This is a genomic window from Bacillus cereus group sp. BfR-BA-01356, assembly GCF_022663635.1.
Lineage (GTDB): Bacteria > Bacillota > Bacilli > Bacillales > Bacillaceae_G > Bacillus_A > Bacillus_A cereus.
Window position 1 is genome coordinate 1 of sequence record NZ_JAKUFX010000084.1, and the last position, 25,669, is coordinate 25,669.

The following is a 25,669-nucleotide window of genomic DNA, read 5'->3' on the forward strand; positions in this document are numbered from 1 at the left end:
TTTTACATAAAATACTGGTCTAGTTTCGTGATGTCTTTTTTAAGCAATTTGTCCTTTGATAACTTCAAAAGATATTATTTTTCAGTTGACATACTACCGCAGGTCTTTTTCAACGTCTAGTTTTAGGCGTTTCATTACATTGATATTATCTTTTTCTTTATAAAGTAAAAATGCTTCTTGTGCCCTCACAAATAAGCTGGGCTGTTCGCTAAATCCACCACTATCATAAATTTTAGTTAGCGAATTATAATAAGAATCATTTTCCTTTCCACCATACATCAAATGAGCAGCCTCCAGATCTCTTTTACTTACTTCCCAAAAACTATGTTCATCAATATTTAAATTAAATGTGGATTTAATGTCCTGTATTATATTCTTCACATGCTTTTCATCTCTAACTTTTCTTTCTTCGAGACAATCCGAAGATAATTCTGGTGCATCTGATTGGGAATGTACAACGTGTTGTATCGATACACACAGAATAAATACGCTTAAAATGTAAAATATTTTTTTCATATTTACATATCACCTCAAATGATTTAGATACTATATCATTTGAGGCTTACAATATTCTTATGCTAATAATAAGAAAGATCCTATAAAATAAAATTTTTATAGGATCTTTCCTTTTAATATTGCTTTATCAAATTCACGGGCGGGGCAATTACCTTACTACTTTTCACATCATATAATCCTATAGGTGTTACTCGTATAAAAGGCAAGTGCGTCGCAGAAAAGAATAAAATTGTAAATGCTGGATCATCATGCGCGTAGCCACGCTCTTGTAGTAATTTCACCATCTGTTTCTCTTCCTGTATTAATTCTCTCATTTTTAAATTAGACATAATCCCGAGCAATGGTAATGCTATTTCGTGTAATACTTCATTCTTTTCAGCTATTACCATTCCCCCGCCAAGCTCTTTTACTCTACGAAAAGCTGTAAGCATATCTTCTTTTCTTTTTCCGATAAGAATGATGTCACCTGTACCAGAATAAGAGCTAGCAAGCCCACCTAGTTCTTTCGCAAAACCTTTCACAGCTATATTCACTTGCCAACTGCCATCACGAGCAATCATCATAAAGAAACATTCATCATGATCTGTGGACAATTCATCACAGTCTATATTGATTTCACTAGTGTATGGTTTTGTAATAACGTTATTTAATAAGTGTATCCCCGTTTTATTAGAGAAAATCATATCCTCTTTTTCTATGGACCAATCTAATGATAATGGAGTTACTTTATGTTTACTCCAGTCTATATGTAATGCTTCATGTGTATTTACACCGTCACGCTTCACCCATTTCCCCTTTGCAAGGACACTGATTGGTACTGGGTTTTCTTTACTTTCTAAAATATTGATATTAGCAATTCTACCTGTCGCAATCGAACCATGTACATGTTCCATATTATAATAGCGAGCAATATTATAACTTGCCATATCGTATGCATCTATTACTGGTACTCCTTGTTTTATCGCGGTAGAAATCATAACGTTTGTCATTCCATTCTCATAAAACGAAGGATGTGAGCCGTCTGTTGTAAAAAAGAATCTATCAAACTGCTTTACGCCTAGTTCCAACAATTCTTTCAGTAAAACTTCTAAATCTGGGCGGATTGAAGAATTTCTTAAGGAAACAGTGTAACCTTGCATAAGACGAGTGAAAGCTTCCTGCCCTGTCATCGCTTCATGATCACAATCTGTACCTAACAGTTTTAACTTCGCTAAAGTCGTTTCAGATGCACCCGGAAAATGTCCTTCTACTTTCTTTTGCAATCGCTTCGTTTCCTGCACCCAAGTTAACATTTCATCATCGCCATGTAATAGTTTTGGCCATGCTGTTAGCTCGCCACCTTGAAGAACCGCTTCATGCTGCAGCCACTCTATTATTTCTTCACGATTAAACAAAGATTCCCCGTTTTGCAATTCAGTCTGTCCGTCAAAACGGCACCACCAATACACACTTGCTGGAATCTTATTGAATTCATCTAATAAACGAAATGCTTCTTCACGCTTTAATGTGAAAACTAAAGTTAAATTATCATTAATAAAAGTTGTTGTCCCAAACTGCATCGCATGATTCGCTAGCGTCTCTGGGTTATACAACTGATACGGATGTGCATGTGGTTCTATGTAACTGGGTACGACATACTTTCCTTCGCAATCAACAACTTCACACTCCGTTAATTGCTCTGGCAGCTGCTCCCCTACGTATACAATTCGATCATTATATATCCAAATGTTCGCTGTCATCCACTCGCGCATATAAGAATTTAAATATGTTGCATTCTTTAATAATATGTGTGTGCTTCTCTTACCATCTAGTACTTCAACATGTTCTCGTAATTGTTTATTACTCCATTTATAATGATTTTTCCCCATTGTATTCAACTCCAAATCAACTCATAATTATTTTGATTAAAACGAGTAATATTTAACTAACTAAAGTATTTTCCATTCATAACTCCCCAATTGGTGCCCCTATATCCTTCATTATATGTAAAAATTTTAAAAATAACAATTTTCAGAACTATATGCATACCTCTTTTATCCAAAATAAAAAGATTGTCATGTAACTGACATCCTTTTTTATTTTGTCGTAAGCATTAAGATTGATTTTCACTTTGGAATACACTTGATGTCATATCATAAATGCAACTACTGTCCATAGTTACGAACTTAAAAAAGCACCTCTTTTAAATATAACTATAACAAAATTCCATTCACTTTCTTTTCATCTATTTATTAAATTCAATTTGCATCATTTTATTAAACTGCGGAACAATATCGACCCCACCTATAGAGTTGAGACTGATAGCCAATGTATGTTTGCCTCCAATTACTCCCCCAGCAAAAGTTGTAAATCCAGGAATTCCTCCTCCATGCCCCCAAACTGAAACACCGTTTGGAAGTTTAGTCTCATAGATTCCAAGACCGTATGCGTCACCAACCCCTTTGCCTTCTATAGGAACTGTAGTAAGCATTTCTTTTAGCTCGCGTTCCTTCAGTAACTTACCACCGAGTAAAGATGAAAAGAACTTATTTAAATCATCCGCATTAGAAATCATATCTCCAGCTGCATTAGCTAAACTCGGATTATAATACGTAATGTCTTTCAACTCGCCTGTTCCTTCCATTTTCACATATCCACGAGCATGATTCTTTCCTGGGATGACGGGTGAATTTCCTGGTAAAAACGTATTTGATAGGTCCAAAGGTTCAATAATTCGCTTTTCGATTTCTTCCGCATAACTATTTCCAGTTATTTTTTCAATAAGCATTCCTAGTATTACGTATCCTGTGTTTGAATACAACCAGTCTTTACCCGGCGAGAAATCTGGAGGCAGCGAAAGGCCTATTTTCACTATTTCTTCTGCTGTATACGTTTTTTTCGAATTCATTATGTCCGCGTCTTTTGACTTTAAGTATTCAGCGATACCACTCGTATGATTCAAAAGTTGTCGTATCGTAATTTGATTACCATCATACCCATTTCCTTGCACGAGACCCGGTAGCCACTTTTCAATTGGATCGTCAAGTTGTAAGCGATTTTCTCCTACTAATTGAAGAATAGTCGTGGCAGTAAACGTCTTCGTCACACTACCAATCCGAAAGCGATAATCCGAATTCACCGGTTTCTTTGTACTTAAGTCCGCCACGCCTGCAGTAAAACTATTATTTTTTCCGTTATTAGACGCCTTAGCTAATATTCCTACAGCACCAAGCTGTACTGTTTCCTGCATTACTTGTTTCCAGCCATTACGATTCTTTTGATCATGTACTTGTGACGAACTAGAAATATTTTGGGTTGACTCTGCAGTCACAGTAAAACCAGGTGTGAATAGAGCAGTACCCGCTAATAAAACTGCAAAACTTGCTAACTTAATTGAATTACATTTTTTCATAAGGCTTTCTCTCCTCCATTAATATCGGATTGATTCAGGCTATACTTTCATCCTATATGATAAATCTCTCTTTTTTCTTATCCATTCCTTACGAAATACTTACGTTTAAATTTAAATAGGGTAAACTGAGGAAGAGTTATGCATGCAAATAAAAAGAGAACATGTTTTCATTTTTTATGTAAACATGTTCTCTTAAACATTTAAAATTCTATATCAACTTTTCATCCTATTCTTTACACAACTAATTTATATTCCTTTTTACCAGCCCGCACTAGCATTCATACCATTTCCAATAATAGAAAGTAATAGCGGCCATAATACTGGTCCCAATGTAAGAAATACATTTAGAAGTATGAGCATTCTATATCCACCGGTGAAATTGTGATTTTTACGATTAACAAATACTAAACTGATTAATGATATTATAGTTGTTAAAAATAATACTAACATTAGCAACCAATACCACACCATTAAACTAAGACTCCATGGTGTTAATAGCTCATGTATGATACAAAATGAGATTCCTAATACAGAAAAACTAAAACTAGTCACCGCTGTTTTTATAAGCCATTTATTTATTTTTTTATCGTATGTATTTTTACAATATAAATCTATTAAAGTATATAAAGATAAATATGCCATTAATACACCTATCCAAGACAATAACCAGTCTCCGTCCCCTTTGAATAATACGTACAGTAACCAACACATACCTACTGCAGAAAAAACAAAGGAAATAAGTATGCTTTTTAATACCGATTTCATTACATTTTCACACCCTTAAAAAACTTAAAAATTAATTATAGTTTATAAAAATTAAGTATAGGTTAACATGTAATGAAGTATAAGTAAATAATGTTAATTTTGTTTACCTATTTAAATACGGTTTCATATAAGAAATAATTCATGTTAATCAAATTTCCGTATAAAAAAAGAAAAGGTGGATATTTATGTATCCACCTTCCCATCTCCCTCTACCCACTTCATTATTTCTTTCACATCTAAATCCGTATACGTCTTTTCCCCATAACGAACAGACTCATATAACGAGATAATATCCCTTGTTCTACAAATTCTTTTTAACCATTGTTGCATCGTTTCATAGGACCTTCTCTGTTCATGAAATGGTAATGTTCTTTCCCATTCAACTAACGTTTTTCTTATCTTATCTGTCGGTAACGGCTGTTCTAACTGATGAATGACTTTTTCATTCTTTATGCTTCTTACCGCAGTTTGCTTTGTGATCGATTCTTTCTCCTGTACTATTTCTGTTTTCGTCAATTTTTTCCTAATATACTTGTAGATGGCATATATAATTGATATTGCGATTATCACATAAAAAACTATAGTAATCCATACATTTGAAAGAACAGAAAGCACGTCATTCCATAGACTTTCTCTTTCGAAAGGTTGAAATTTTTTACCCGTTTTCGTTCTTATACCTGTATCTTCTACTTCTTCATATTCATCTTCATCTATTTTGGAATCATCAAAATTTTCACCTATACTAGTAAAGTCATAATTTCTTTCCGATATTGTCTTAGTCTTACTGAAAAAACGCTCTTTTACTATGTCTTGTACATACACAACACCTTGTGATAACGTTATCGCACTAATCGCAAAGAAAAGTATGATTAAAGTTCTTACACTCCATAACTTCACTTTCATATGCCGCTTTTTATTCACCATGACATAAGCCCCTTCTTATTCTTTCATTACAATCCATTTATTCGTTCTACTGTATTTCTTTGGTGAAGTACCAATAATTAAAGGAACCGCATCCAGTTCCTTTCGACGAAAGCCTGCTGTGTAAAAGTAAGAAGAAGATATAGGCGTATCTTGGTCTGATATCGAGGCAAGTACCTTTAATACATTTTGCAAATGTTTCCGATTATCCCCATTTTTTATATGTAGCAAACCGTTATCTTTTACACTATTGATCCATACTTCAAACGAACAGTTTTGCATAAGAAGTTGTTTGCATATACCTGCTGTTAATTCAATTAGTTCCTCTATATCATTTCGCAAAGAAACACCACTTTTATTTTGCAAGTTGAGATAAATCGCGTATTTATCACATTGTGTTCGCTCATACTTTTTCGCAATTATCGTCCCTGTTTTCGCTGTTGCACTCCAGTGGATGGAACGAAAATCTTCATTTTCATAAGACTTTACTCCCATTACTTTCGTTTCATCATATAAGGGTGAAGACATCGCTTTTCGAAATCCTCGTGACCATTCTTGTAATTCAGGAACTTGTATTTTCGGAACAGCTGGTAAGACTAAATAAGAGGGCGTATCAACTTGTTTATATGTTATATGGTTCGTTATAAATCCAAAGAGATCAGTAATAACAATTTCAACTTCTTCCCATTTCGCGATGCCTCTTTTTAACGCTACAGCTTGCAAATCAAATGAAACTGACTCCCTTCCTTTTAAATTAAAATTCATATAATAATTTGAACCTGTACTATGATTTTTGTTTATTTCATCATGATTCCAAGTTAGCTTATTTTCACATTTAAATCGAAATACGATATTAAGAATAGGAAATATCGACTTGTTTGAAATTTTCATTTTGCACATATTCGTTTCACCTATAAAAACATTCGAATTCCCTTGACTGTATTCCCATTCAACACGAGATACTTTACGTATATATACATGCATAGCACCTATTAAAATTACATATAAAAATACGAGAGATAAAAACAGTAGATTACTTGAAAATACACTTAAAATAACGGCTACAACTGACATAACCCCCATTACGAAAGGCTCCGCTAAAGGTGTATACACAAGCTGTTGATTCATCGTACATTCTCCACTGGCACACTAATCGTATGAAGAATTTCTTTCATAATTTGTTCTTTCGTCGTTTTCATCTCTCCCTCAATCGTTAACGTTAAACGATGAGCACAAACTGATGCAGTGAGCGTCTTAATATCATCTGGCGTACAGTAATCTCTTTCATTTAATATTGCTCGTGCTTGAATCGCTCTCATAAATGCCAACGTTCCCCGAGGGCTTACACCAATTTCAATTAACTCATGGTTACGAGTTGCTTCAATAATTTCAAGAAGATAATCTTGCACATCATTCCCTACTAACACTTCTCTTGCACGCTTTTGCATCGTAATAATTTCTTCACTTGAAATAATAGAGTGTAATGTTTCTAACGGATCATTCATTTGAAACCGATTCATCATTTCCTTTTCAGCTTCTCTCGTAGGATAACCTTGGCGAATCGTAAGTAAAAATCGGTCTAATTGAGCATCTGGTAACGGAAATGTGCCCGCTGATTCGAGTGGATTTTGCGTTGCTATAACTAAAAAAGGTTCTGGTAATGAATGTGTCTGTTTCGCAATTGTAACCGTACGCTCTTCCATAACCTCAAGTAACGAAGATTGTGTTCTCGGTACAGCTCGATTAATTTCATCCACTAATACGATATTTGCAAAAATGGGTCCTAACCTTGTTTTAAAATCCGATTCCTTCACATCAAAGTATTCAAGGCCAATAACATCTCCAGGCAAAGTATCCGCTGTAAATTGTATTCTTTGAAATTTGGCGTCCACACTTTTAGCCAAACTTTTCGCTAATGTTGTTTTTCCTGTCCCAGGTACATCCTCTAATAAAATGTGTCCTCTTGCTATTAGAGCAATGGCTGCTAGTTCTATCGATTCGTCTTTTCCTATAATAACCTTCGAAATATTATTAGTAATTTTCTTTAATGTACTCATATAGTATCTACCACCTTTTAATTATCTAAAAATTAAGAATATACTTTTTCCAAATTATAACATGTAATTCGAAGATGAAATAGAGTGAAAATGAATCTTTTATTTTTTCTTCATTGCACGCAAAAAAGCACCTATTGTCGTATATTGACAATGAGGTGCTTAACTCAATCCAACAGCCTTCTTTCCCTCTAATTTTTAGTAACAATACATCCTTTTTTCTGCCACGCATGCATTGTTTTCAATTAACTAGTAAAATGCATTCTAATATTACATATAATAAAAACCATTTCGATTTGTTCGTTATAGAACTTCCTCTACATCGACACTCTCTATCTTCACTTCATACATATTTGGGATGTTTGCTTCTTTTGGTACCCATGCATAATAATTTTGATCATTTTCTAACATAAATTGAACTAACTTTGTTTCTGAAACATTCCAGAAATTTTTAAGATTATCGATGTAGTCCTCTAAATCTTCTTTATAGTCCAATTGTAATATATAATCTCTTATCGTCAGGGCAAACACAATTAAACTTCCTAATAGATTTTTTTGCTCATTTTCTTCTTCATACTCTTGTGGTAAGAACCACACTTGACCTATTCCTATCGTTTTTTTGTATTTCTCATAAAAACTACTATCATCCATATTCTCATAATCATGTATTAATTCATTGACTAATGAATGCCATTTTGGCGGAATAATATTTTCCAATGCAGGATTATGTTCAATTCCTTCTACTATATCCTCTATTTCTTCTGTCTCATCTTCATAGTGATATTCACTTAGGTCTATATGCTTAAATTTCATTTCATTTTTATAATGTGCCAAATCATATGGATAATGATTATTATCTTTTAAACTTATATCATCCAGTTCCAAAATTTTCGCAAGCGCTGCCGTTTCAAAGCTCCAATATCCTACATATCCAGGTTCTTTATGCGCATTTTTCCACTCATAATCATAATGACCTTTAAACCATTCTTTCTCCATGTACGTTTGTAATCTTTTAGATGCTTCTTTTTTATCTATTTGTGCAAGTTCTATAATCTCTCTCGTTTTTGCATATGGATTTTCTTTATAATATCTGTTCGTCATGTTTGTGTATCCAATATCACTAGCGCATAAGAGGAAATCAATTACTGCGTCGTTCATATTTTCCTTCTCAACTAGCTTGGCTAAACTTACAAGATTCTTTTTATCCGTTTCTAATAAAATCCCTAGAGATATCATCCAAATTAGATTTAAATATCCAACTTCTCTTTCCCCTATATGCCCCAAATCAATAAGAGCGTTGTCAAAATCTCCTTCTATTGTATGGATAGCTTCTCCTAGGGAATATTTTGCAATAATATCCTCTAACTCATAATTAAAGCTTGATAAGTAGGTTCCTTCTATAATACTATTATTATCCTTAGAATATCTTTGAATTCCCTTTTTCTCATCTTCTTCTAAACTTTTAATATCCTCTTTATTTTCTTGAATAAACTCTTTATTATATTCAATTCCTTCTCTACATTTTTCTTCTATAATTAAATAATCTCTCATTCTATTTGATTCCTCCTAGCTTCTAAATTATGGCCATTCTCCAATAATATTTCCCTTTGCATCTAATCTATATGTTTTTACTTTTCCGGTACTATCGACTTGTGATAGTACTCTTTCTACTTGATTTCTTTCCAGCGCTCTTTTAATCTTATCTGCCAATTTCTTATCTCCATCAACAGCTTTAAATATTCTACTTTTTTTGGTCTTCGCACCATTCAACCAATCATTAGACATTTGTCGTCCATCTTTAGTTTTCCCCAATTGTGAACTGCCAAACTTAGCCTCATCTATAACGTATTTGATCTTTGATTCTGCATTTGCATTTTCGTATAATCCATCAATTCCTTTTACTATTTTATCATTTATACCTGTTGGTGCACTTTTTCCGACTGGCTTTAAATCAAATCCAGCTTCTTTTAAACTTTGATTATTCAATAAATTGTCACTAGATTTTATTTCACCATAATTACCTTTTTGCTTATTTGTAGCTGTTTTTGCATCAAAATTGTCTACATTTGTATTTTTGTTATTGCTAGGTTTACCCTTACCACCATCTTTAGACTTCGCAAACTTATAAAAAGCTTCTATCAATTCACCTTGAGGTATTTTGGTTATGATAGTTCCACCAACACTAGAGAGTGCATAGGAAGCCTCTCTCTTAAATGATTGTAACATTTCAAGCGTAGGCTTCAATTCTTTTGCTAGTTTTACTGCATTAGCAAATGTACTTAATCCACTTGATGCTTTTGCTCCTTTTGTGATATGGCCTATTGAAGATTTAATTAAATCATTCAATTAATTCCTATATACAGATATAAACAGAAGGTGATAACAATATGTTTATGAATTTACTAACATTCAATTAGATATTATGGATATTTAGATAAAAAAATCCAGTGATAATTCATAATTCGTCTGCGTTTCAACATCTCGTACATATTTCCTAATTAGCTCTTACATCTAGCTCACTGGATCCATTACCAACATTACCCTTATACCTACTTTAATACAAACTAAAAAATCCACAGTGTTAAAATTTATCACTGTGGATTCCAACATTTATTTTTCTTGGCAATGCACCATATCATAAGGGTAATATGAACTATCTTTCAAGGTTGAATCATCTAATTTTAAAATTTTAGCGATTGCTCCACTTTCAAAACTCCAGTAACCACTATAAATGTCATGTTTATTTTCATGTGCATCGTACCATGCTTCTTCTAAATGTCCCTTATACCAATACTCCTTTATATATTTCTCTAAATTTTTTATAGAATTCTCTTGTGAAATTTTATTACTCTCAATTACTTCTTTTAATTTGAAATATGGATATTTTACATAAAACTCACTTTGCTCATAAAAATCTGATGGCTCACTATTTCTAAAAGCAATAAAATAATTAATCAGATAATCATTTAATCCTTCTTTCCTTACCATTGCTATTAGTCTATTAAATTCTTTATCTTCAACATTTAGCATTACTGCTATAGATATCATCCATAACATACGTATATATCCACTTTCTTTATTCCACACTTTTTCCATTATATTTATTACTTCAGGTAAAAAATCACGAATAGTTTGGATAGAACAACCTGCAGAGTACATTGCCCTTAATTTATTAAAATGATACCCTTGTAACGCTATATATCCATTCTTTACACCTTTATCATCTTTGCCTCTTTCCTCAATAACCTTTTCAACCAATAATAAAAACTTTTCTATTCTCTTTTCCTCATAATTGATAAATTTGTTAAAATATATATCATTTTTGATTTTATCCCTTAGCATAATTTCTTTTCCACCTTTTATACTTCAAGAATTTTCTTCACAATCGTTCCGTCAGGCATAACTTGAATAACAATTCTTTGAACATTTTCTGGATTCAGCAACATCTCTTCCACAATTTCATCTGCTTTTTCTTTTGACAAAGTACTATCTAACCTTTCACTTCCAAGAATCCAATCTTCACTCATTTGCTTACCATCATTTGTTTTTCCTAATTTGGATGTGTTATACTTAGCCTCCGCTATCACATACTTAGGTGGCGGAGGTGAATTTTCATATACAGCATCTATTCCCTTAACAATTTTTTGATCTAATGTTAATACACGATCATCACTAATTCTAGTATATGTTTGACTTTCAAAAAGTCATCCATCTTCATTTCACCATAATTCCCTTTACGCTTCGTTGTTTTTAAAGCTACTTCGCCACTTTCTACTGATTCTATTACCGTACGTTGTTGTGCCCTAGCTGCTTCTAATGTTTGGGCTACTCTTCCAGATTCCTTAGCTATTTTACTAGTTTTACCCGTACCCTTACCACCATCTTTAGACTTCGCAAACTTATAATAAGCTTCTATCAATTCACCTTGAGGTATTTTGGTTACAACAGTTCCACCAACACTAGAGAATGCATAGGAAGCCTCTCTCTTAAATGATTGTAACATTTCAAGCGTAGGCTTCAATTCTTTTGCTAGTTTTACTGCATTAGCAAATGTACTTACTCCACTTGATGCTTTTGCTCCTTTTGTGATATAGCCTACTTTATTTAGTGCCCTATCGCTTAATATTGTGGTAGCTATTTGTGTTAATCCATAGGTAGTCAATTCTGTACGACTCTCTGCATCTCCCTCTATCATATCTCGTTTTATTTTATTTGAAAATGCATGCCACATATTTTTTGCAGTTTCATCCAAATGGAAAAGTGCATAGGTTACATTAATAAAAGTTCCTATGTCCATATTACTTAAAGCTATTGCGGACTCGATTTCATCACCAATAGCTTTCCCCGATCCTCTTTGAATAGCTTCCCACATCTTTTTCGCTGTTTCAAACGTGCCAACTATACTGTCTGTCGCATCGTCCCAAGCATTTCTAACCGGAGATTTCTTCTCAATTATGTTATTTGTTTCTATATCTTTAATTGACTGATCATTTTTTCGAGCTGTTTCTTCTATAATCCCCTGAATCGAACTCACCCAATCCATATTCAACCCTTGTGTACTAAATGTACCACTCAATCCTTTCCCGCTTTGCACTTCAGCGAGTCCGGCTGTGATGCTAGCTGCTAATTGGAGGGCGGTGCTGTAGTTGTTGCTGGATGAATGATTGAATTCATTAAACACGCTACTTACTTTACAAAACCATTCGCAAACACAAAAATAGTGACAGTTGGATTCTCCAAACTACCACTATTTTTAAATTCTTCATTTATTAAATTCCGTATAAATTAGTTTTTTAACGTTACTCATGATGCGTAATATTTCGATTTGTTCGTTATAGAACTTCCTCTACATCAACACTCTCACTCTCAATCTTCACTTCATACATATTTGGGATGTTTGCTTCTTTTGGTACCCATGCATAATAATTTTGATCATTCTCTAACATAAATTGAACTAACTTTATTTCTGATCCATTCCAGAAATTTTTCAGATTATCAATGTAGTCCTCTAAATCCTCTTTATAGTCCGTTTCTTTTTAATACTCATCTTCAAATAGACAATTATATATAGTAACACCTGTTTCCTTTAACTCTAACGAAACATCCTCCACTTCAATACTTAACGTTTCTTTATCAAGATTCTTTATTCCGTTACTATCTAATAATTTTAAAATACTACTTCCTATTTTCTTAGATTCATCATTGTATGGCGAGGACTCTTCAACTAGTTCGATTGTACCATTAGTATATCTATATCTTAAATATTTAACCACTGCATATGGCGCGATTGCCGAAATCATTAGCATTACACAATTAATTTCTGATTGCTTCCGAACGTACTCACTGAATTCTACACTACCAAAACGAAATTTCACATCTAGTGGTAGAAGAATGTAAGAAAAACATGTTGAATAACTAAAATCAGTAATATTATCAACGTTTATATTTGATATTTTATTAATTTCTCCATCCCAAAAATGTTTATCAACAAATTTCCCCAAAACATATTGGAAATCACCTTGTTTATATAATTTATTAACAACTTTTAGTATCTCATCACTCATAATTATTCTCCTTTATTGTACAGGATACCCATGTATATTTCCTTTACCATCCATATGAACCTTTACCCTCGTTTCTCCATTTGGACCTATTGACTTTCCAAAATCATGCACTCTAACACTTCCGTCTGGCTTTACTGGTGTTCCTTTCACCCATGCTTCTTGTGTCTCTACTACTCCATTTTTCCCTGCTCCCCACTGCGATTTGGTTGAGACATTATTCCCATGACCAGGAACATGTTTACCCTGTTTTCCTGCATCAACTTTTGGAGCACCTGAAACGCCAGCATCAACATGCCCTTGACTTGCTAGTTTATCATTTTTTCCAATGTTCCCTGCTACACTGGCTCCCTGACCATCAACACCTGTACTCTTAACACTCCTACTTGTCGTATACTGATAATCCTCTTTCGGAGAATGCTACCCTCCCTCTGTGACATTTCCTACTTCAGCTATGACGAAGCCGTTTCCCTCACCTAGAATCCATTTGTACTCCAGTAATGTTTTTATTGCGTGCCGGATTTTTTCATTCCCCTGCAAAAAGGTTGTTTTTACGGTTGTAGCACCTTTGTTCCATAGACTTCCGATTTTGTCGGCAAATCCTTTTGCTGTGGAGGCTACAAAGTTTACTCCCTCTTTTACTTTGTGACTGGCTGTTTTTATGCCATCGACAGCTGCTTTTTAGTAGATCTTTTTATTTTCTCAATCTAACAAAATATTAATTTTTTATTTATTATATCTTATTTCTATACTGAGATGAAAAAAGCACTTATTGCCTTCCATAGACAATCAAGTGCTTTAAGATCATATGTTGTAAAATGTCATCTTACCTAAACTCGTACTTTTTTTCTATTCTATCATTGGACACAGTACCCAATGATGGGCCAACCATCATGAAGTACGTAATTTCAAACACTTATTTCTTTCCCTAAAACACTAACCTTTATTCTGCTTTTTAATCATTTCCATCCCATTCATAAATCTCTTAATAGAATCCTCATTCTTCAATAATTCACTTAAGTATAACAATACATCAAACTCTTCAGGGTCTGCATCATAATAAATCATTCCTGGATCAATAAAAGGCTCATAAACTATATTACAGATATTTTGTCCTCCTATTGTTACACTAAAACATCTTTTCAATTTTGAAACATAACTATTTGTACAAATTAGATCTTCTATAGATGTTTCAAATGATTTTCCATTATAGAAAAAAAATAGTTTGTTATCTTTAACATAAATACCAACTACCTGTCCATCTTCACTAAATCCTCCGACGCCTTGTCTAACCAACTTTACTTTATTTTTTTCAACTACTGAATATCCGCTAGGTTCTAATATAATATACGTTCCTGTCTTAGAGTAATTATTCATTATTATCATAAGTTATCCTGTCCCTCCTAATGCTCTAATCCTAATAGTGTGTTTATTACATCATCTTTTTGCATTGATTTTTGAATTATAATTTTCCATACTTGTTCATCTGATTCATAAATTCCTTTATCAATGTACGAATCTCTTATCTTATTAAACATACTCTCAGCTGTCGGTCCTATTGGATTACCATATTTTTTTATATTTCTTTCCTCTAAACCGGCTCTCTCCTCAGCAGTCATATTTTCCCTCGCTGCATTTTTTTGCCGATTACGTGCTTCTACAACATGTTCAGCTATTTTTTCTTTAGAAAATCCTTCAGATATCATTTTTTCGATATCATTTTCTAATTGTTTAGATGCTTCAAGATAATCTTTTCTTACATTTTGCATTTCTTTTGTCCATTCAACATTTGTAAAGTCATATTCTGGTTTATTATATGCAGTACCTTCTTTTGGTAAATATCCATATGCTCCATTATCATCAGCATGTATCTGTTTAAGTACATCGGGCTTTACTTTTTCTAAAGGTATTCCCTCACCCGTTTTACCAACACCAGTTTTACCCGTACCCTTAGCAACCCCCGCACTCCCAGACGTTGCTTTCTTCACATCTCCAACCTTTTTTAAATCATGAAGTTTATCAACTATTTTTACACCTTTCCCATATGGAGTCATCATCCCAACTGCTAGGAGTTTTTCACCATAGGTAGCTTCTGGGTCAAAGAGTGTGAAAAGATCACCAAAGAGAAAATCGAATCCAAACTTCGCCACACCGATTAAAAAAGGATCGAGTACTGGCCTTCTACCACCGACTGGATGGCCAAAAATGTTATGCTCCATTTCATAATCATCGGTTTCAACTTGGAAATCCTCACCTATATTCCCTTTTATTGTACCATTTTTAATTCCTTCGAGGTATTTTTGTGTCGCTTGTATCTCTTCTTTTGTAAATCTATTATTGATAGATTGATTTTCGCTGCTTATTCCTTCAATGTCGTTATACACATTGTGCTCTAAATCTACACTTTTTCCAATACCATTGTCAGATTTCCGTATTTTCTCTTCTATAATTATTTGAATTTGCTTTGCCCATTCCATATTTAACTTTTCACTATGAAACGTACCACTCACAGGACTAAATCCTTTCCCGCTTTGCACTTCAGCGAGTCCGGCTGTGATGCTAGCCGCTAATTGGAGGGCGGTGCTGTAGTTGTTGCTGGATGAATGATTGAATTCATATAAATGCTCAAGTTTTTCTTCCAGTTTTTTTCTCATTGCACCTAATACCGTTACGATTGCACTTACTCCGGGCATTGGTGTAAGTACTTCTATTGCTTCTATACTTGTAATCGATTGATTAATTCCCCGTATTTGTTCTCTTATTTCTTGTTCAATCACATCTGTCGAAGCAACTTTCGCTTGGAACTCATTTGGAAATGCTTCGTTTTGGCGAATTAATTCTTCACATAAGCATATGATTCCTTGCGCTAATGGCCGAAATGTTTGGACAAGGTAGGCTTTTGCACTACTGTATGTTTGTCCTTGTAATACTGTGTCTATCGCAAAGGCATCAATAGATTGAATGGCTTGTTCCATACTTTGAATCGTAGCATTACATATAGCGTTCATACTTTGAGTTTGACTTTGTACTTCTCCCAAATACATGTTTAAACTCATGTATTTGCCTCCCTTTGTAGTTGCTGCTGTTCATAGGAAAGGTCGTTTTCTTTCTCACTGAGATGCCGTTTTTCTTTAAGCAACGTCTCTTTTTCATTTTCTAATTCGAATGTAAGTTTTCTTTCATACTGTCCGATTTCTTGCCGCATATTCGTAAAAAGGTGAAACACTTCTTTGTCGCCGTGCCAAGTTTCTAGTATTCGGTTAAATAAACGATTACTTCTATTTTTCCATTCATGAAAACTAACCTCAGCTCGTTCTTGATTTTGCAGCGCGATTCGGTTTTCATTTTGTTCTTCAAATATATTTCGTAATTTTTGATTACATTGACTGATTCTCTTTTCAATTTCTTGACTCATCTTTTCTCCCTACCTTTTCCCCTTTACGTAGGTTGTTACATTATTGAAAAGTCTTTTGAAGTCCTGTATCCATTTTCTCAAATTCATTTGCTACGGAATGGATATTATCAATTGTTTGTTGAAAAGCAGTACAAAATTGTTTCGTGATCTGTAAATTTTGTTGATTTGCTTCTTGTGCCTTGAAGTTCACAGATAGTGTAGTACGCGTTGCCTTATTTATAGAGCGACTAGTAGCACTTTGCATTCTATCTGAAGCATTTCTCATTTTCGTTGCAAGTTGCGTTGCCGTATGCAAATTACTTTGAAATTCTCCCATTACTTACTCCCCTCTACCTTTTATTTACAAGAAAATTATAACACGGAAAAATATCCCAATAAACCAAATGTTCGAATTTAACATACAATTCACCACAGTTACTGAGGATACGAGCAACACTTATCAATCAACATAACTGAGTCCAAAATGGATTCTACTTATACAAAAAAGATGACTTCAGCCATATGCTAAAGTCATCTTTTTCTACCTTATTATTTTACTAACTCTCCATTATAAGCTTTTATATCAAGAGGAGCAGTTAAAAATTGTGCTGCTTTACTAACGAAAGATGTGAAGTGTTCACTCGTATTATGGCTCGCAACTGCTGCTTCATCTTTCCATACTTCTACCATCGTATAAACACTTTCTTTTTCTGTATCTTTATATAAGTCATAAGATACATTTCCACTTTCTTCTCTTGAACCATGAATGAGTGGCTGAATTTCTTCTAAAAATGCTTGTTGTTTTGCTGGATCTACTTGAAATATTGCGTGAATAATAATCATGGTGTTTCCCCTTTCATATTCCACTTATTTCTTTAAAATTACTTCCACTCTGCAACTTTTTCAATTGGAAGACGTACTGATTGGTAACCACTGTCAGCAGCTTTTCCGATTGAAATTAACATAACTGGTACGTGACGGTCTTTATCTAGTCCGAAAGCTTCTGCGATTTGATCTTTCTCAAAACCACCAATTGGACAAGTATCATAGCCGTGCGCACGAGCTGCTAGCATAAATTGCATTGCTACAAGACCACCGTCAATTAATACCGTATCTTTCATTACTTCTGGTGTAACCATTGAGAAGTAAGCTGAAAGTTTTTTCATTTGGTCTTCTTTTACTTCTGCTGGCATTAAGCCACGCTCTACTGCTGTACCGTAAATTTCCTCTGCGTTATCAAAATTGTTTAAATCACCAAATAAAGCAATCATTGCTGAAGATGTTTCTACTTGAGATTGATTGAATTTCGCAAGTGGCGCAAGTGTTGCTTTCGCTTCGTCACTTTCAATCACTACGAATCTCCATGGTTGCATGTTTACTGAAGATGGTGCAAGTGTTGCTTCTGTAAGAATTTCTGTCATTTCTTCTTTGCTAATTTTCACTGAAGGGTCGTACTTACGAATTGAACGACGTCCTGTTAAAATTTCGTTAAAATCATTTGTTTTTACTGAGTTAGTCATAGTTGTATTCTCCCTTTTTTATAATTCTTTTATATTTTCTTGAATGTGATTTAACATATTTAAAAGATTATCGCGTTCTTCCTCACTTAATCCTTTAAATGCAGATGCTGCAAAACGTTCTTTTTCTTCTTGAAACGCCTGAATTTTATTTCGCCCCTCTTCAGTAAGAGAAACTAACGTAATTCTGTTATCATCTGGATTTTTACGTCTTACAATCATTTCATTGGCCTCAAGCTGCTTTAAATGCCTTGTTATCGCAGCATTATCAATATTCACTTCTTGCTGAAGTGCTTTTTGACTAATTTCACCTACTTCAAATAATTGAAGTATAAGCTCTAATCGAGACTGGCTCATACCCGTACACCCTTCAAATTTCGAACTTACTTCTTTATTTAGAAAGTGTAATTTATATAAAATAATCGCTTCTTTTGAGCATGAACTTGTCAAATTAACCCTCCTTTACAATCAAAATAAAAACATTTGATGTATCAATAGTTGATATGTCAATTAATATAATCTATATCGATTTAGAATGCAAGCATTTTGTTTTCATTTTATTTTTTCCAAATTAAGGCGCTTTGTAGCGTTACAAATAATGTTAATTGCACTATAATAGTAATAATTTAAATGACTGGAGAGTGATTGATAATGCGGCAATACACAAATAGAAATGAGGAAATGAAAATGGAAAATGAAATGAGGATATTCACAAATGACAACAATAAATATAGGGATTGTCGCGCACGTAGACGCTGGCAAGACGAGTTTGACTGAGCGTATTCTTTATGAAACGAATGTGATTAAAGAAATTGGCCGAGTTGATAGTGGTAATACACAAACTGACTCAATGGAATTAGAAAGACAACGCGGAATTACGATTAAAGCATCTGTCGTTTCTTTCTTTATTGATGCTGTAAAAGTAAATGTCATTGATACACCTGGACACGCTGATTTTATCGCTGAAGTGGAGCGATCATTCCGCGTTCTAGACGGTGCAATTTTAGTTATCTCTGCCGTTGAAGGTGTGCAAGCACAAACAAAAATTTTAATGCGAACATTACAGAAACTAAACATACCGACTATTTTATTCGTTAATAAAATTGATCGTAGTGGAGCAAACACTGAAAAAGTTATGAAACAAATAAAAGAGGTTCTTTCAAATGAAGCATTCCCCTTCTATTCTGTTCTAAACGAAGGAACGAAAGAAGCCCGGATCATTTAATACAAATCATATGACGGTTGTATGGAACTGTTAGCATCATTTAATGAATCATTACTTGAATCATATGTAAATAACGAAATAATACCGGACGCACTATTAAGAGAAAAACTAGAACAGCAAATACAGCAAGCAAATGTGTATCCAATCTTTTTCGGTTCAGCAATGACAGGTATAGGAGTAACTGAAATACTTGAAAAACTTCCCGCCCTAATGCCAGCTCATACATCGGCACAAGAGGAACCATTATCCGGTGTTGTTTTTAAAATTGAACGTGAACCTTCTGGAGAAAAGGTTGCGTATATAAGAGTTTTTTCTGGTAGTTTACACGTTAGAAAATATGTGGATATACAGCGCGATGAGTCTCTACCACATAAAGAAAAGATTAAAAAAATGTGTATGTTTCATAGCGGAAATGCTGTTCAATCTACTATCGTTCCTAGCGGAGAATTTTGCAAAGTGTGGGGACTGAATGATATAAAAATTGGTGATATTATCGGTGAACGTACGGATTATATAAAAGATATTCACTTTGCCGAACCACAAATGGAAGCAGCGATTGATGCGGTACCTAAAGAGCGAATTCATGATTTATACGCTGCACTTATGGAACTCTGTGAAGAAGATCCACTCATTAAAGTGTGGAAAGATGATGTTCATAATGAACTTTATATTCGCCTTTTCGGTGAAGTACAAAAAGAGGTTATCGAAACAACACTTTATAATAAATATAACTTACAGGTTACTTTCTCAAATACGCGAGTTGTATGTATTGAAAAGCCAATTGGCATTGGGAATTCCGTTGAAGTCATGGGTGAAAAAGCGAATCCATTTTACGCAACAATTGGTTTTAAAATTGAACGTGGTGAACTTAACTCTGGCATAACGTATAAATTAGGTGTTGAGCTTGGTTCATTGCCTTTAGCATTTCATAAAGCGATTGAAGATACAGTATTTCAAACGTTAAAACAAGGATTATATGGATGGGAAGTTACAGATATTATCGTCACGTTAACACATACTGGTTATGCTAGTCCTGTTACAACAGCGAGTGACTTTAGAAATTTAACACCGATCGTATTAATGGATGCTTTAAAGCAAGCTGAAACATATGTATATGAACCAGTAAATGAATTTGAATTAACTGTACCGGAGCACGCAATTAGTACTGCAATGTATAAGCTTGCTGCCGTTCCAGCAACTTTTGCAGAGCCTATATTCAATAACAATTCTTATCAGTTAACAGGATCATTACCTGTTGCGAAAACAGAGAGTTTCAAACGAATACTACATTCATTTACAGAAGGAGAAGGCATATTTACAACGAAGCCAGCTGGTTTCACAAAACTTATGGCTCCCTTCCCTACTCGAAAACGTGTTGATTATAATCCGCTGAATCGTAAGGATTATTTACTTCATGTTTTGAAGGCTTATTAAAGTAAAAGAGGTGCAATTCGCACCTCTTTTGCATGTATTAATAGGTTAGTTTGTCCTAACAACTTCTTTAAGTTTTCCTATTATTTTCGCTATAGCCTCAATTGAATTTTCCGTTTCATATCCCCCAACATTTACAGAATGATTTACATTTTTGACAACTTCAATCTGTAAATTCGTTTTATATAACTGATCAATTTGACCTGCATTGTATTGGTGATCTTTATCCCCAATAACTAAAAACCCTTCGTGTCGACTATGTAAGATAGAATCAAAAATTGTATCAAACGTCAGTAAAGGTGTAAATAGTATCATTTTTGACTGCGCGAATTCTTCTCTCCTCATTAAATCATTTGCAATCGGAATTGTTCCGAGTGACTTCCCTAAAAACATAGTCTCGTTGTATTGCTCATCTTTTAATACTTCATTTATTACCGGATTAATATCATCCATCATTACTTTCGTTACTTCTTCCATTGGTTTATTCATTAATTGTCCATCATAAGAATAATGAATATGTACAACATCTATTTTATGTTCAAGCATTAACATCGTCGCGTAATAAAATAACGGCTTATCATAATTGTATCCTGAACCTGAAAACATAAAGCAAACGGTACTAGAACCTTTTTCGATATGTGTGTAATAAATTACTTTGTCATTTATATGTACCTCTTTTTTAGTTCCCTTCACCATTTTCCCCTCCGAATACATTTACTTTTGTAATACGATATGTTCTGTGTGAACTGATACATCCTTTACTTTCTCTTTTATAAATGCAGGCTGTAAGTTATATGTATGCAGTTCTTCTACTGGCACCCATCTAAACAAATACGTTCTACCCTCTTCTTCCAAAATATATTGATCCGCTCCACTCGCAGGTAACTCATGTAGCTCTACTTCATAATAAAAACTAATTTCATGAAACTTTCGCTCAGAAAGTGTAAAGAAATTTTCTACTGACCATATTAACCTTTTCCTTTTAATAGGAACACCTATCTCTTCCGCAAGCTCTCGTTTTAATGCATCTTCACTATTCTCTAGCATTTTTACTCTACCGCCGGGTACATACCAAAAATCTTCACCGTCACCTTGCAGAATGAGTATTTTATTATCATGTTTACAAATTGCTCCAACGCGGTAATTAAAACATGTTTCCTCAACTTTAAACGTAAGATCCATCCGTAACGCCCCCTTATATAAATATCGAATTATTACAAAACAATTATGTAATTACTGTACAAATAAGGTTACTAAATTTATCCACTCCATTCAATGGTTTTTGAATTTTCTAAACTATTATTTTTCATCATTACAAGTGTATATACATATGTTACAATCATATTGCACACTAGAAAACATTATGGGGGTACGGATGGAAACGTTATTAATCCAGCAAACTGAGAAATCAAATAAGTTTTGGAAAATCGTTGTGAAAGAAAAAGACTATGTTGTGTTTTACGGAAAAATTGGCACAGCTGGCAGTGTGAAAGCGAAAGAGTTTGAAACAGAAGAAGAATGTATGAAAGAAGCTAATAAACTAGTTGCTTCCAAACGTAAAAAAGGATATACAGACCCGTTGCCTGGGGAAGATTACATAAAAGAAAAAACGATAACCGAAGAAGAATTTTGGGAGCTACTTCATCGTGCAAAAACGAAAGGTGAGGACCAAGAAGAACAAATAGAATGGCTTACTTCTCACCTTGCTAAACGTACAGTACATGAAATTGTAGCTTTTGATACGCATATGCATCGCCTTTTGAAAGACTCCTATACCTCCCGTTTATGGGCAGCAGCCTATATTATTATGGGTGGCTGTTCAGATGATACTTTCGATTACTTCCGCGGATGGTTATTATATCAAGGAAAAGAGACATACGAAGCTTGTATTGAAGATCCAGAACGATTAATTCCTGTATTAGAAAATTTGAGTGAGTATGACGTCCCAGAGATTGAAGAACTTACTCTATATTTCGGGCAAGAAGTTTACATGGAGAAGACTGGGGATGAAGATGATACATACTTTACACTATACCATGTCTTAACAAATGAAGAGTTTGAGGAAGTTGATATCGAGTTAGATTGGGACGAAGACGATGAAGAAGGTTTAAAAAAGATGTTTCCTAAGCTATGGGAGATGTACGGGGAAGAACCGATTGAGTGGTAGATTAATTATTCGTGAAAAAATGCCTTGTTTCTTTAGTAACAAGGCACTTTTTTTGATACTATATTTAAATTATCATCTTTCCACTCTCCCACCACTCCATAAAAGTCTTTAAAGAAGGAGCAACCCACGTTCTACTATCATTTTCATGGTTCCATACATATATGTCATCTCTTTGTACTTTTCCATTCAAAATGGAATAGCCAAACAAATCACCATTTCCCCCATCAGCAAAAAATAATAAACAGTCAAAAGGCATGTATAAATCCTTAAAATCAACTATATTTCTCATACTCATATTTTCAGTTTTAATTTTTGAAGCGGACCATATAAAGTCACCGTATTCACCTTCTATACCGTTTGTTTCCTGTAATAATTGATATAAATCATTCGGTAACTCCACATGTAAACATTTTTGTATATCAGTAAGTTCATCCTTCGTAGCTGGGTTTTTCAAGCTTAAATTTGATGAGATACTGTGAATGGTGTCTTTCCACATCACCTTTTCCTCCTTATGTGCAATCAAGCATATTCAAAGAACTCCGCTAAATTTATTGATACCATCTTTCTAACAATTCCTTCTCCCTCTCGCCTGAAATACCTGCTTTTAATTCCCATTCTTCCGTACTCTCCATCCACTCATACACATCTGTAACTGTCTCTTCTATTCTTCTAAAAGTAAGCCCTTCATTAACCGCACTTTCGATACAAATAGAAAACCCGCCTCTCCACGGCTTCGTCTCACCATCTAATGGGAAAGTTTCTGGAATCCACAAAGGCATTTCTGTCCAAGGCTGCACATTATGTTCACTCATAAACGCTTCGTCTACCCAAACAAATTCAGCATCGCTATTCGTAACCTTTTTACACGTATTTAATAGCTCTTCCATCGTCAATTCATCATTCGGACCTGTTATATTAAATGTTCCTGCTTTATGATGTTCTGCCATATTTAGCCCCCATCTCGCGACATCTTTTATATCAACTAATTGCACGGGACGAATTTTTCTTCCTGGTACTAATACTTTCCCACCCTTTGCTACACGCTGAATCCAGTATGGAAGTCGATCTGTATAATCAAACATTCCTGAAAGAAGACCTGCTCTTACATGTAACACACGCCCCGGCCAATACTTCTCTGCTTCTTTTTCGCATAATACTTTCAGTGCACCATAATACTCATAAGGTGAAACTTCACCATTCTCTACAGCCTTTATTTGATCATCCGTCGGTTCGGGCTGTAATATATAATCTTCTTTTATGTCATGCGGAATCCAATCTTTATATACGGAAAGGCTTGAGATGAATACATAGTGTTCAATATTATCTTTGAGCACTTCTCCAACATTCCTAATATGATGTGGAGAAAATCCACACGTGTCTATGACAACATCCCACTTTCGATTTTTTAAACTTGATACATCGTTATTTCTGTCACCGATTAACTGCTCCAATTCAGGAAAAACTTCTTTGTTTGTTCCGCGGTTAAATAACGTAACTTCATGCCCTCTCTGTAAAGCCTCATCTACAAATGCTCTTCCTAAAAATCGTGTACCGCCTAGAATTAATATCTTCATAGTTCTCCCCCATTCGTGATTAATAACCCTTCCTAATGTTTAACGATTTTTTATTGAGGAAAGTTACGGGGAGCGTTTAAATTTTTCTACAAGCTCACCATTACTCTGTTAAAAGTATATACTCTTTGATTAATCTCCATCTATCATTTGCTTCTGGCACAACTTCAGAAGCCATCACCACCACCAATTCCTTCTCTGGAATACAACAAATCATATTCCCACCATCACCCATAGCACAATACGAATAGACACCCTCTTCTTCTCGTAACCACCATAAATAACCATATTGATTTTCGTTCATTTCTGTCGATTCTTTTATCCATGATTTTGATAGTATTTGTTTTCCATTATGAATACCTTCATTCAAATACATCTGTCCAAACTTAGCCATATCCCTAACCGTTAACGTTACTCCCCAGCCGCCCGTCGAAATACCATTTGGATCGTGAACCCATCCTTTCACATCTTTTCCGAATAAGTCATCGAATCCAAATGCTTTCATATTGTAGTTTGGAATTTCGCTCATGCCCAGTGGTTGAAATAAGTACTCATTCGCAAATTCACGTGCACTTTTCCCTGTTGCATTCGTAATAATCGCTGATAGTACATGCGCTCCTGCAGATGAGTATTTAAAAGATCCAATTTCTCCGCCGTTTCCTATCCTATTTAACGTATACTTTACCCAATCTCGTTGCATACATAGTTCTTCTAACGGCTCCTGCCAGTCTACGAAAGGATGTGGAGCTGTCATTGTCAACAGATGTCGTACCGTTATTTCAGATGAATTAACGTTATATTCCGGGAAAAATTCTATTACTCTTTGATCAACGCTTTTTATATAGCCCTTATCTATACATATGCCAATTAGCGCAGAGATTATCGTTTTTGTGACTGACGCTATGTGAAATGCATCATCTGGACCATAACCGTTATAATATTTTCCAAAAATAACATTACCTTTCTGCACTACTAACATCCCATTCATATTTTCATATTCTTCTTTTATAATCTGATCTAACTTTTCAGCAGTTTTCATTATTCCTTCCCCTCGTATATTAATATTTAAGCCCTATCTCAGGCTTAGTTTTACTCTCTAATAAGAGTCCAGTAATAAAGAAAATACTTGGACGTCTCAAGATATTTCTAGATAATG

The 25,669-nt window shown here is 34.3% G+C and carries 25 protein-coding genes and 4 pseudogenes; 2 read left to right on the forward strand and 27 right to left on the reverse strand.

What is annotated here, in order from left to right; genetic code table 11:
• Window positions 1-93 precede the first annotated feature (93 nt).
• The 22 genes and pseudogenes from MR168_RS22670 to MR168_RS22775 all read right to left on the reverse strand — a co-directional run bounded on the left by MR168_RS22670 (window position 94) and on the right by MR168_RS22775 (window position 18,569).
• Complete coding sequence (locus tag MR168_RS22670) at window positions 94-516, reverse strand: hypothetical protein (RefSeq protein WP_086411727.1); 423 nt, start codon at window positions 514-516, stop codon at window positions 94-96.
• A 113-nt stretch (window positions 517-629) separates the two neighbouring features.
• Window positions 630-2,384 (reverse strand): adenine deaminase, encoded by a 1,755-nt coding sequence (locus tag MR168_RS22675; protein WP_086411726.1) that lies wholly within the window; start codon window positions 2,382-2,384, stop codon window positions 630-632.
• A gap of 356 nt (window positions 2,385-2,740) precedes the next feature.
• Window positions 2,741-3,907: a serine hydrolase domain-containing protein gene (locus MR168_RS22680; protein ID WP_086411725.1), complete on the reverse strand. Its 1,167-nt coding sequence runs from the start codon at window positions 3,905-3,907 to the stop codon at window positions 2,741-2,743.
• A 258-nt stretch (window positions 3,908-4,165) separates the two neighbouring features.
• The gene (locus MR168_RS22685) at window positions 4,166-4,672 is read right to left on the reverse strand and encodes a DUF3902 family protein (RefSeq protein WP_016122735.1); all 507 of its coding nucleotides are present in this window, start codon (window positions 4,670-4,672) and stop codon (window positions 4,166-4,168) included.
• 183 nt (window positions 4,673-4,855) lie between these two features.
• On the reverse strand, window positions 4,856-5,596 hold the full coding sequence (locus MR168_RS22690; RefSeq protein ID WP_086411724.1) for a hypothetical protein: 741 nt from the start codon (window positions 5,594-5,596) through the stop codon (window positions 4,856-4,858).
• Between the two features lie 15 nt (window positions 5,597-5,611).
• On the reverse strand, window positions 5,612-6,721 hold the full coding sequence (locus MR168_RS22695) for a DUF58 domain-containing protein (protein ID WP_001075939.1): 1,110 nt from the start codon (window positions 6,719-6,721) through the stop codon (window positions 5,612-5,614).
• Window positions 6,718-7,650 (reverse strand): AAA family ATPase, encoded by a 933-nt coding sequence (locus MR168_RS22700; protein ID WP_000105663.1) that lies wholly within the window; start codon window positions 7,648-7,650, stop codon window positions 6,718-6,720. The genes MR168_RS22695 and MR168_RS22700 overlap by 4 nt, the downstream gene beginning before the upstream one ends.
• 300 nt (window positions 7,651-7,950) lie before the next feature.
• On the reverse strand, window positions 7,951-9,198 hold the full coding sequence (locus tag MR168_RS22705; RefSeq protein ID WP_086411723.1) for a PoNi-like cognate immunity protein: 1,248 nt from the start codon (window positions 9,196-9,198) through the stop codon (window positions 7,951-7,953).
• 27 nt (window positions 9,199-9,225) lie between these two features.
• On the reverse strand, window positions 9,226-9,993 hold the full coding sequence (locus MR168_RS22710) for a hypothetical protein (protein ID WP_086411722.1): 768 nt from the start codon (window positions 9,991-9,993) through the stop codon (window positions 9,226-9,228).
• 264 nt (window positions 9,994-10,257) lie between these two features.
• The gene (locus MR168_RS22715; RefSeq protein ID WP_079245693.1) at window positions 10,258-10,989 is read right to left on the reverse strand and encodes a PoNe immunity protein domain-containing protein; all 732 of its coding nucleotides are present in this window, start codon (window positions 10,987-10,989) and stop codon (window positions 10,258-10,260) included.
• 17 nt (window positions 10,990-11,006) lie between these two features.
• Window positions 11,007-12,319: pseudogene (locus tag MR168_RS33955) on the reverse strand (cytoplasmic protein); the annotation flags it as partial.
• 160 nt (window positions 12,320-12,479) lie between these two features.
• Window positions 12,480-12,680: pseudogene (locus tag MR168_RS22730) on the reverse strand (hypothetical protein); the annotation flags it as partial.
• 3 nt (window positions 12,681-12,683) lie between these two features.
• Window positions 12,684-13,211 carry a hypothetical protein gene (locus tag MR168_RS22735; RefSeq protein WP_001278748.1) on the reverse strand — a complete coding sequence of 176 codons (528 nt, stop codon included), beginning with the start codon at window positions 13,209-13,211 and terminating at the stop codon, window positions 12,684-12,686.
• A gap of 12 nt (window positions 13,212-13,223) precedes the next feature.
• The gene (locus tag MR168_RS22740; protein WP_000679168.1) at window positions 13,224-13,361 is read right to left on the reverse strand and encodes a hypothetical protein; all 138 of its coding nucleotides are present in this window, start codon (window positions 13,359-13,361) and stop codon (window positions 13,224-13,226) included.
• A gap of 150 nt (window positions 13,362-13,511) precedes the next feature.
• Window positions 13,512-13,889, reverse strand: a pseudogene (locus MR168_RS33425) (WXG100 family type VII secretion target); the annotation flags it as partial.
• Window positions 13,890-14,144: 255 nt separating this feature from the next.
• On the reverse strand, window positions 14,145-14,594 hold the full coding sequence (locus tag MR168_RS22745) for a hypothetical protein (RefSeq protein WP_000585090.1): 450 nt from the start codon (window positions 14,592-14,594) through the stop codon (window positions 14,145-14,147).
• Window positions 14,595-14,611: 17 nt separating this feature from the next.
• Window positions 14,612-16,264, reverse strand: coding sequence for a T7SS effector LXG polymorphic toxin (locus MR168_RS22750; protein WP_086411721.1), 1,653 nt, complete (start codon window positions 16,262-16,264; stop codon window positions 14,612-14,614).
• Window positions 16,261-16,623: a DUF3958 family protein gene (locus tag MR168_RS22755; protein WP_016122743.1), complete on the reverse strand. Its 363-nt coding sequence runs from the start codon at window positions 16,621-16,623 to the stop codon at window positions 16,261-16,263. Before MR168_RS22755 ends, MR168_RS22750 begins: the two co-directional genes overlap by 4 nt.
• A 40-nt stretch (window positions 16,624-16,663) precedes the next feature.
• Window positions 16,664-16,939 carry a TIGR04197 family type VII secretion effector gene (locus tag MR168_RS22760; protein ID WP_000503639.1) on the reverse strand — a complete coding sequence of 92 codons (276 nt, stop codon included), beginning with the start codon at window positions 16,937-16,939 and terminating at the stop codon, window positions 16,664-16,666.
• 212 nt (window positions 16,940-17,151) lie between these two features.
• The gene (locus MR168_RS22765; protein ID WP_000583804.1) at window positions 17,152-17,445 is read right to left on the reverse strand and encodes a putative quinol monooxygenase; all 294 of its coding nucleotides are present in this window, start codon (window positions 17,443-17,445) and stop codon (window positions 17,152-17,154) included.
• Between the two features lie 38 nt (window positions 17,446-17,483).
• Window positions 17,484-18,122, reverse strand: coding sequence for a nitroreductase family protein (locus tag MR168_RS22770; RefSeq protein ID WP_016122744.1), 639 nt, complete (start codon window positions 18,120-18,122; stop codon window positions 17,484-17,486).
• A gap of 18 nt (window positions 18,123-18,140) precedes the next feature.
• Window positions 18,141-18,569 carry a MarR family winged helix-turn-helix transcriptional regulator gene (locus MR168_RS22775; RefSeq protein WP_000204162.1) on the reverse strand — a complete coding sequence of 143 codons (429 nt, stop codon included), beginning with the start codon at window positions 18,567-18,569 and terminating at the stop codon, window positions 18,141-18,143.
• Window positions 18,570-18,834: 265 nt separating this feature from the next.
• Between MR168_RS22775 and MR168_RS22780 the strand changes: the two are divergent.
• Window positions 18,835-20,778, forward strand: a pseudogene (locus MR168_RS22780) (GTP-binding protein).
• A gap of 45 nt (window positions 20,779-20,823) precedes the next feature.
• Here MR168_RS22780 and MR168_RS22785 read toward each other — a convergent pair.
• A complete protein-coding gene (locus MR168_RS22785; protein ID WP_121868300.1) occupies window positions 20,824-21,489 on the reverse strand; it encodes an alpha/beta hydrolase in 666 nt (221 codons plus the stop codon).
• Window positions 21,490-21,957, reverse strand: a complete 468-nt coding sequence (locus MR168_RS22790) for an NUDIX hydrolase (RefSeq protein ID WP_000366230.1) — start codon at window positions 21,955-21,957, stop codon at window positions 21,490-21,492.
• Window positions 21,958-22,150: 193 nt separating this feature from the next.
• Between MR168_RS22790 and MR168_RS22795 the strand changes: the two genes are divergently transcribed.
• Complete coding sequence (locus MR168_RS22795; protein WP_000449119.1) at window positions 22,151-22,942, forward strand: DUF4240 domain-containing protein; 792 nt, start codon at window positions 22,151-22,153, stop codon at window positions 22,940-22,942.
• A 64-nt stretch (window positions 22,943-23,006) separates the two neighbouring features.
• On the opposite strand, the gene MR168_RS22800 is transcribed toward MR168_RS22795, so the two are convergent.
• From MR168_RS22800 to MR168_RS22810, 3 genes are all read right to left on the reverse strand, one after another.
• Window positions 23,007-23,438, reverse strand: coding sequence for an SMI1/KNR4 family protein (locus MR168_RS22800; protein WP_000265342.1), 432 nt, complete (start codon window positions 23,436-23,438; stop codon window positions 23,007-23,009).
• Between the two features lie 52 nt (window positions 23,439-23,490).
• Window positions 23,491-24,516, reverse strand: a complete 1,026-nt coding sequence (locus MR168_RS22805; protein ID WP_016122748.1) for an SDR family oxidoreductase — start codon at window positions 24,514-24,516, stop codon at window positions 23,491-23,493.
• Window positions 24,517-24,616: 100 nt separating this feature from the next.
• The gene (locus tag MR168_RS22810; RefSeq protein WP_016122749.1) at window positions 24,617-25,552 is read right to left on the reverse strand and encodes a serine hydrolase domain-containing protein; all 936 of its coding nucleotides are present in this window, start codon (window positions 25,550-25,552) and stop codon (window positions 24,617-24,619) included.
• Between the last annotated feature and the right edge of the window lie 117 nt (window positions 25,553-25,669).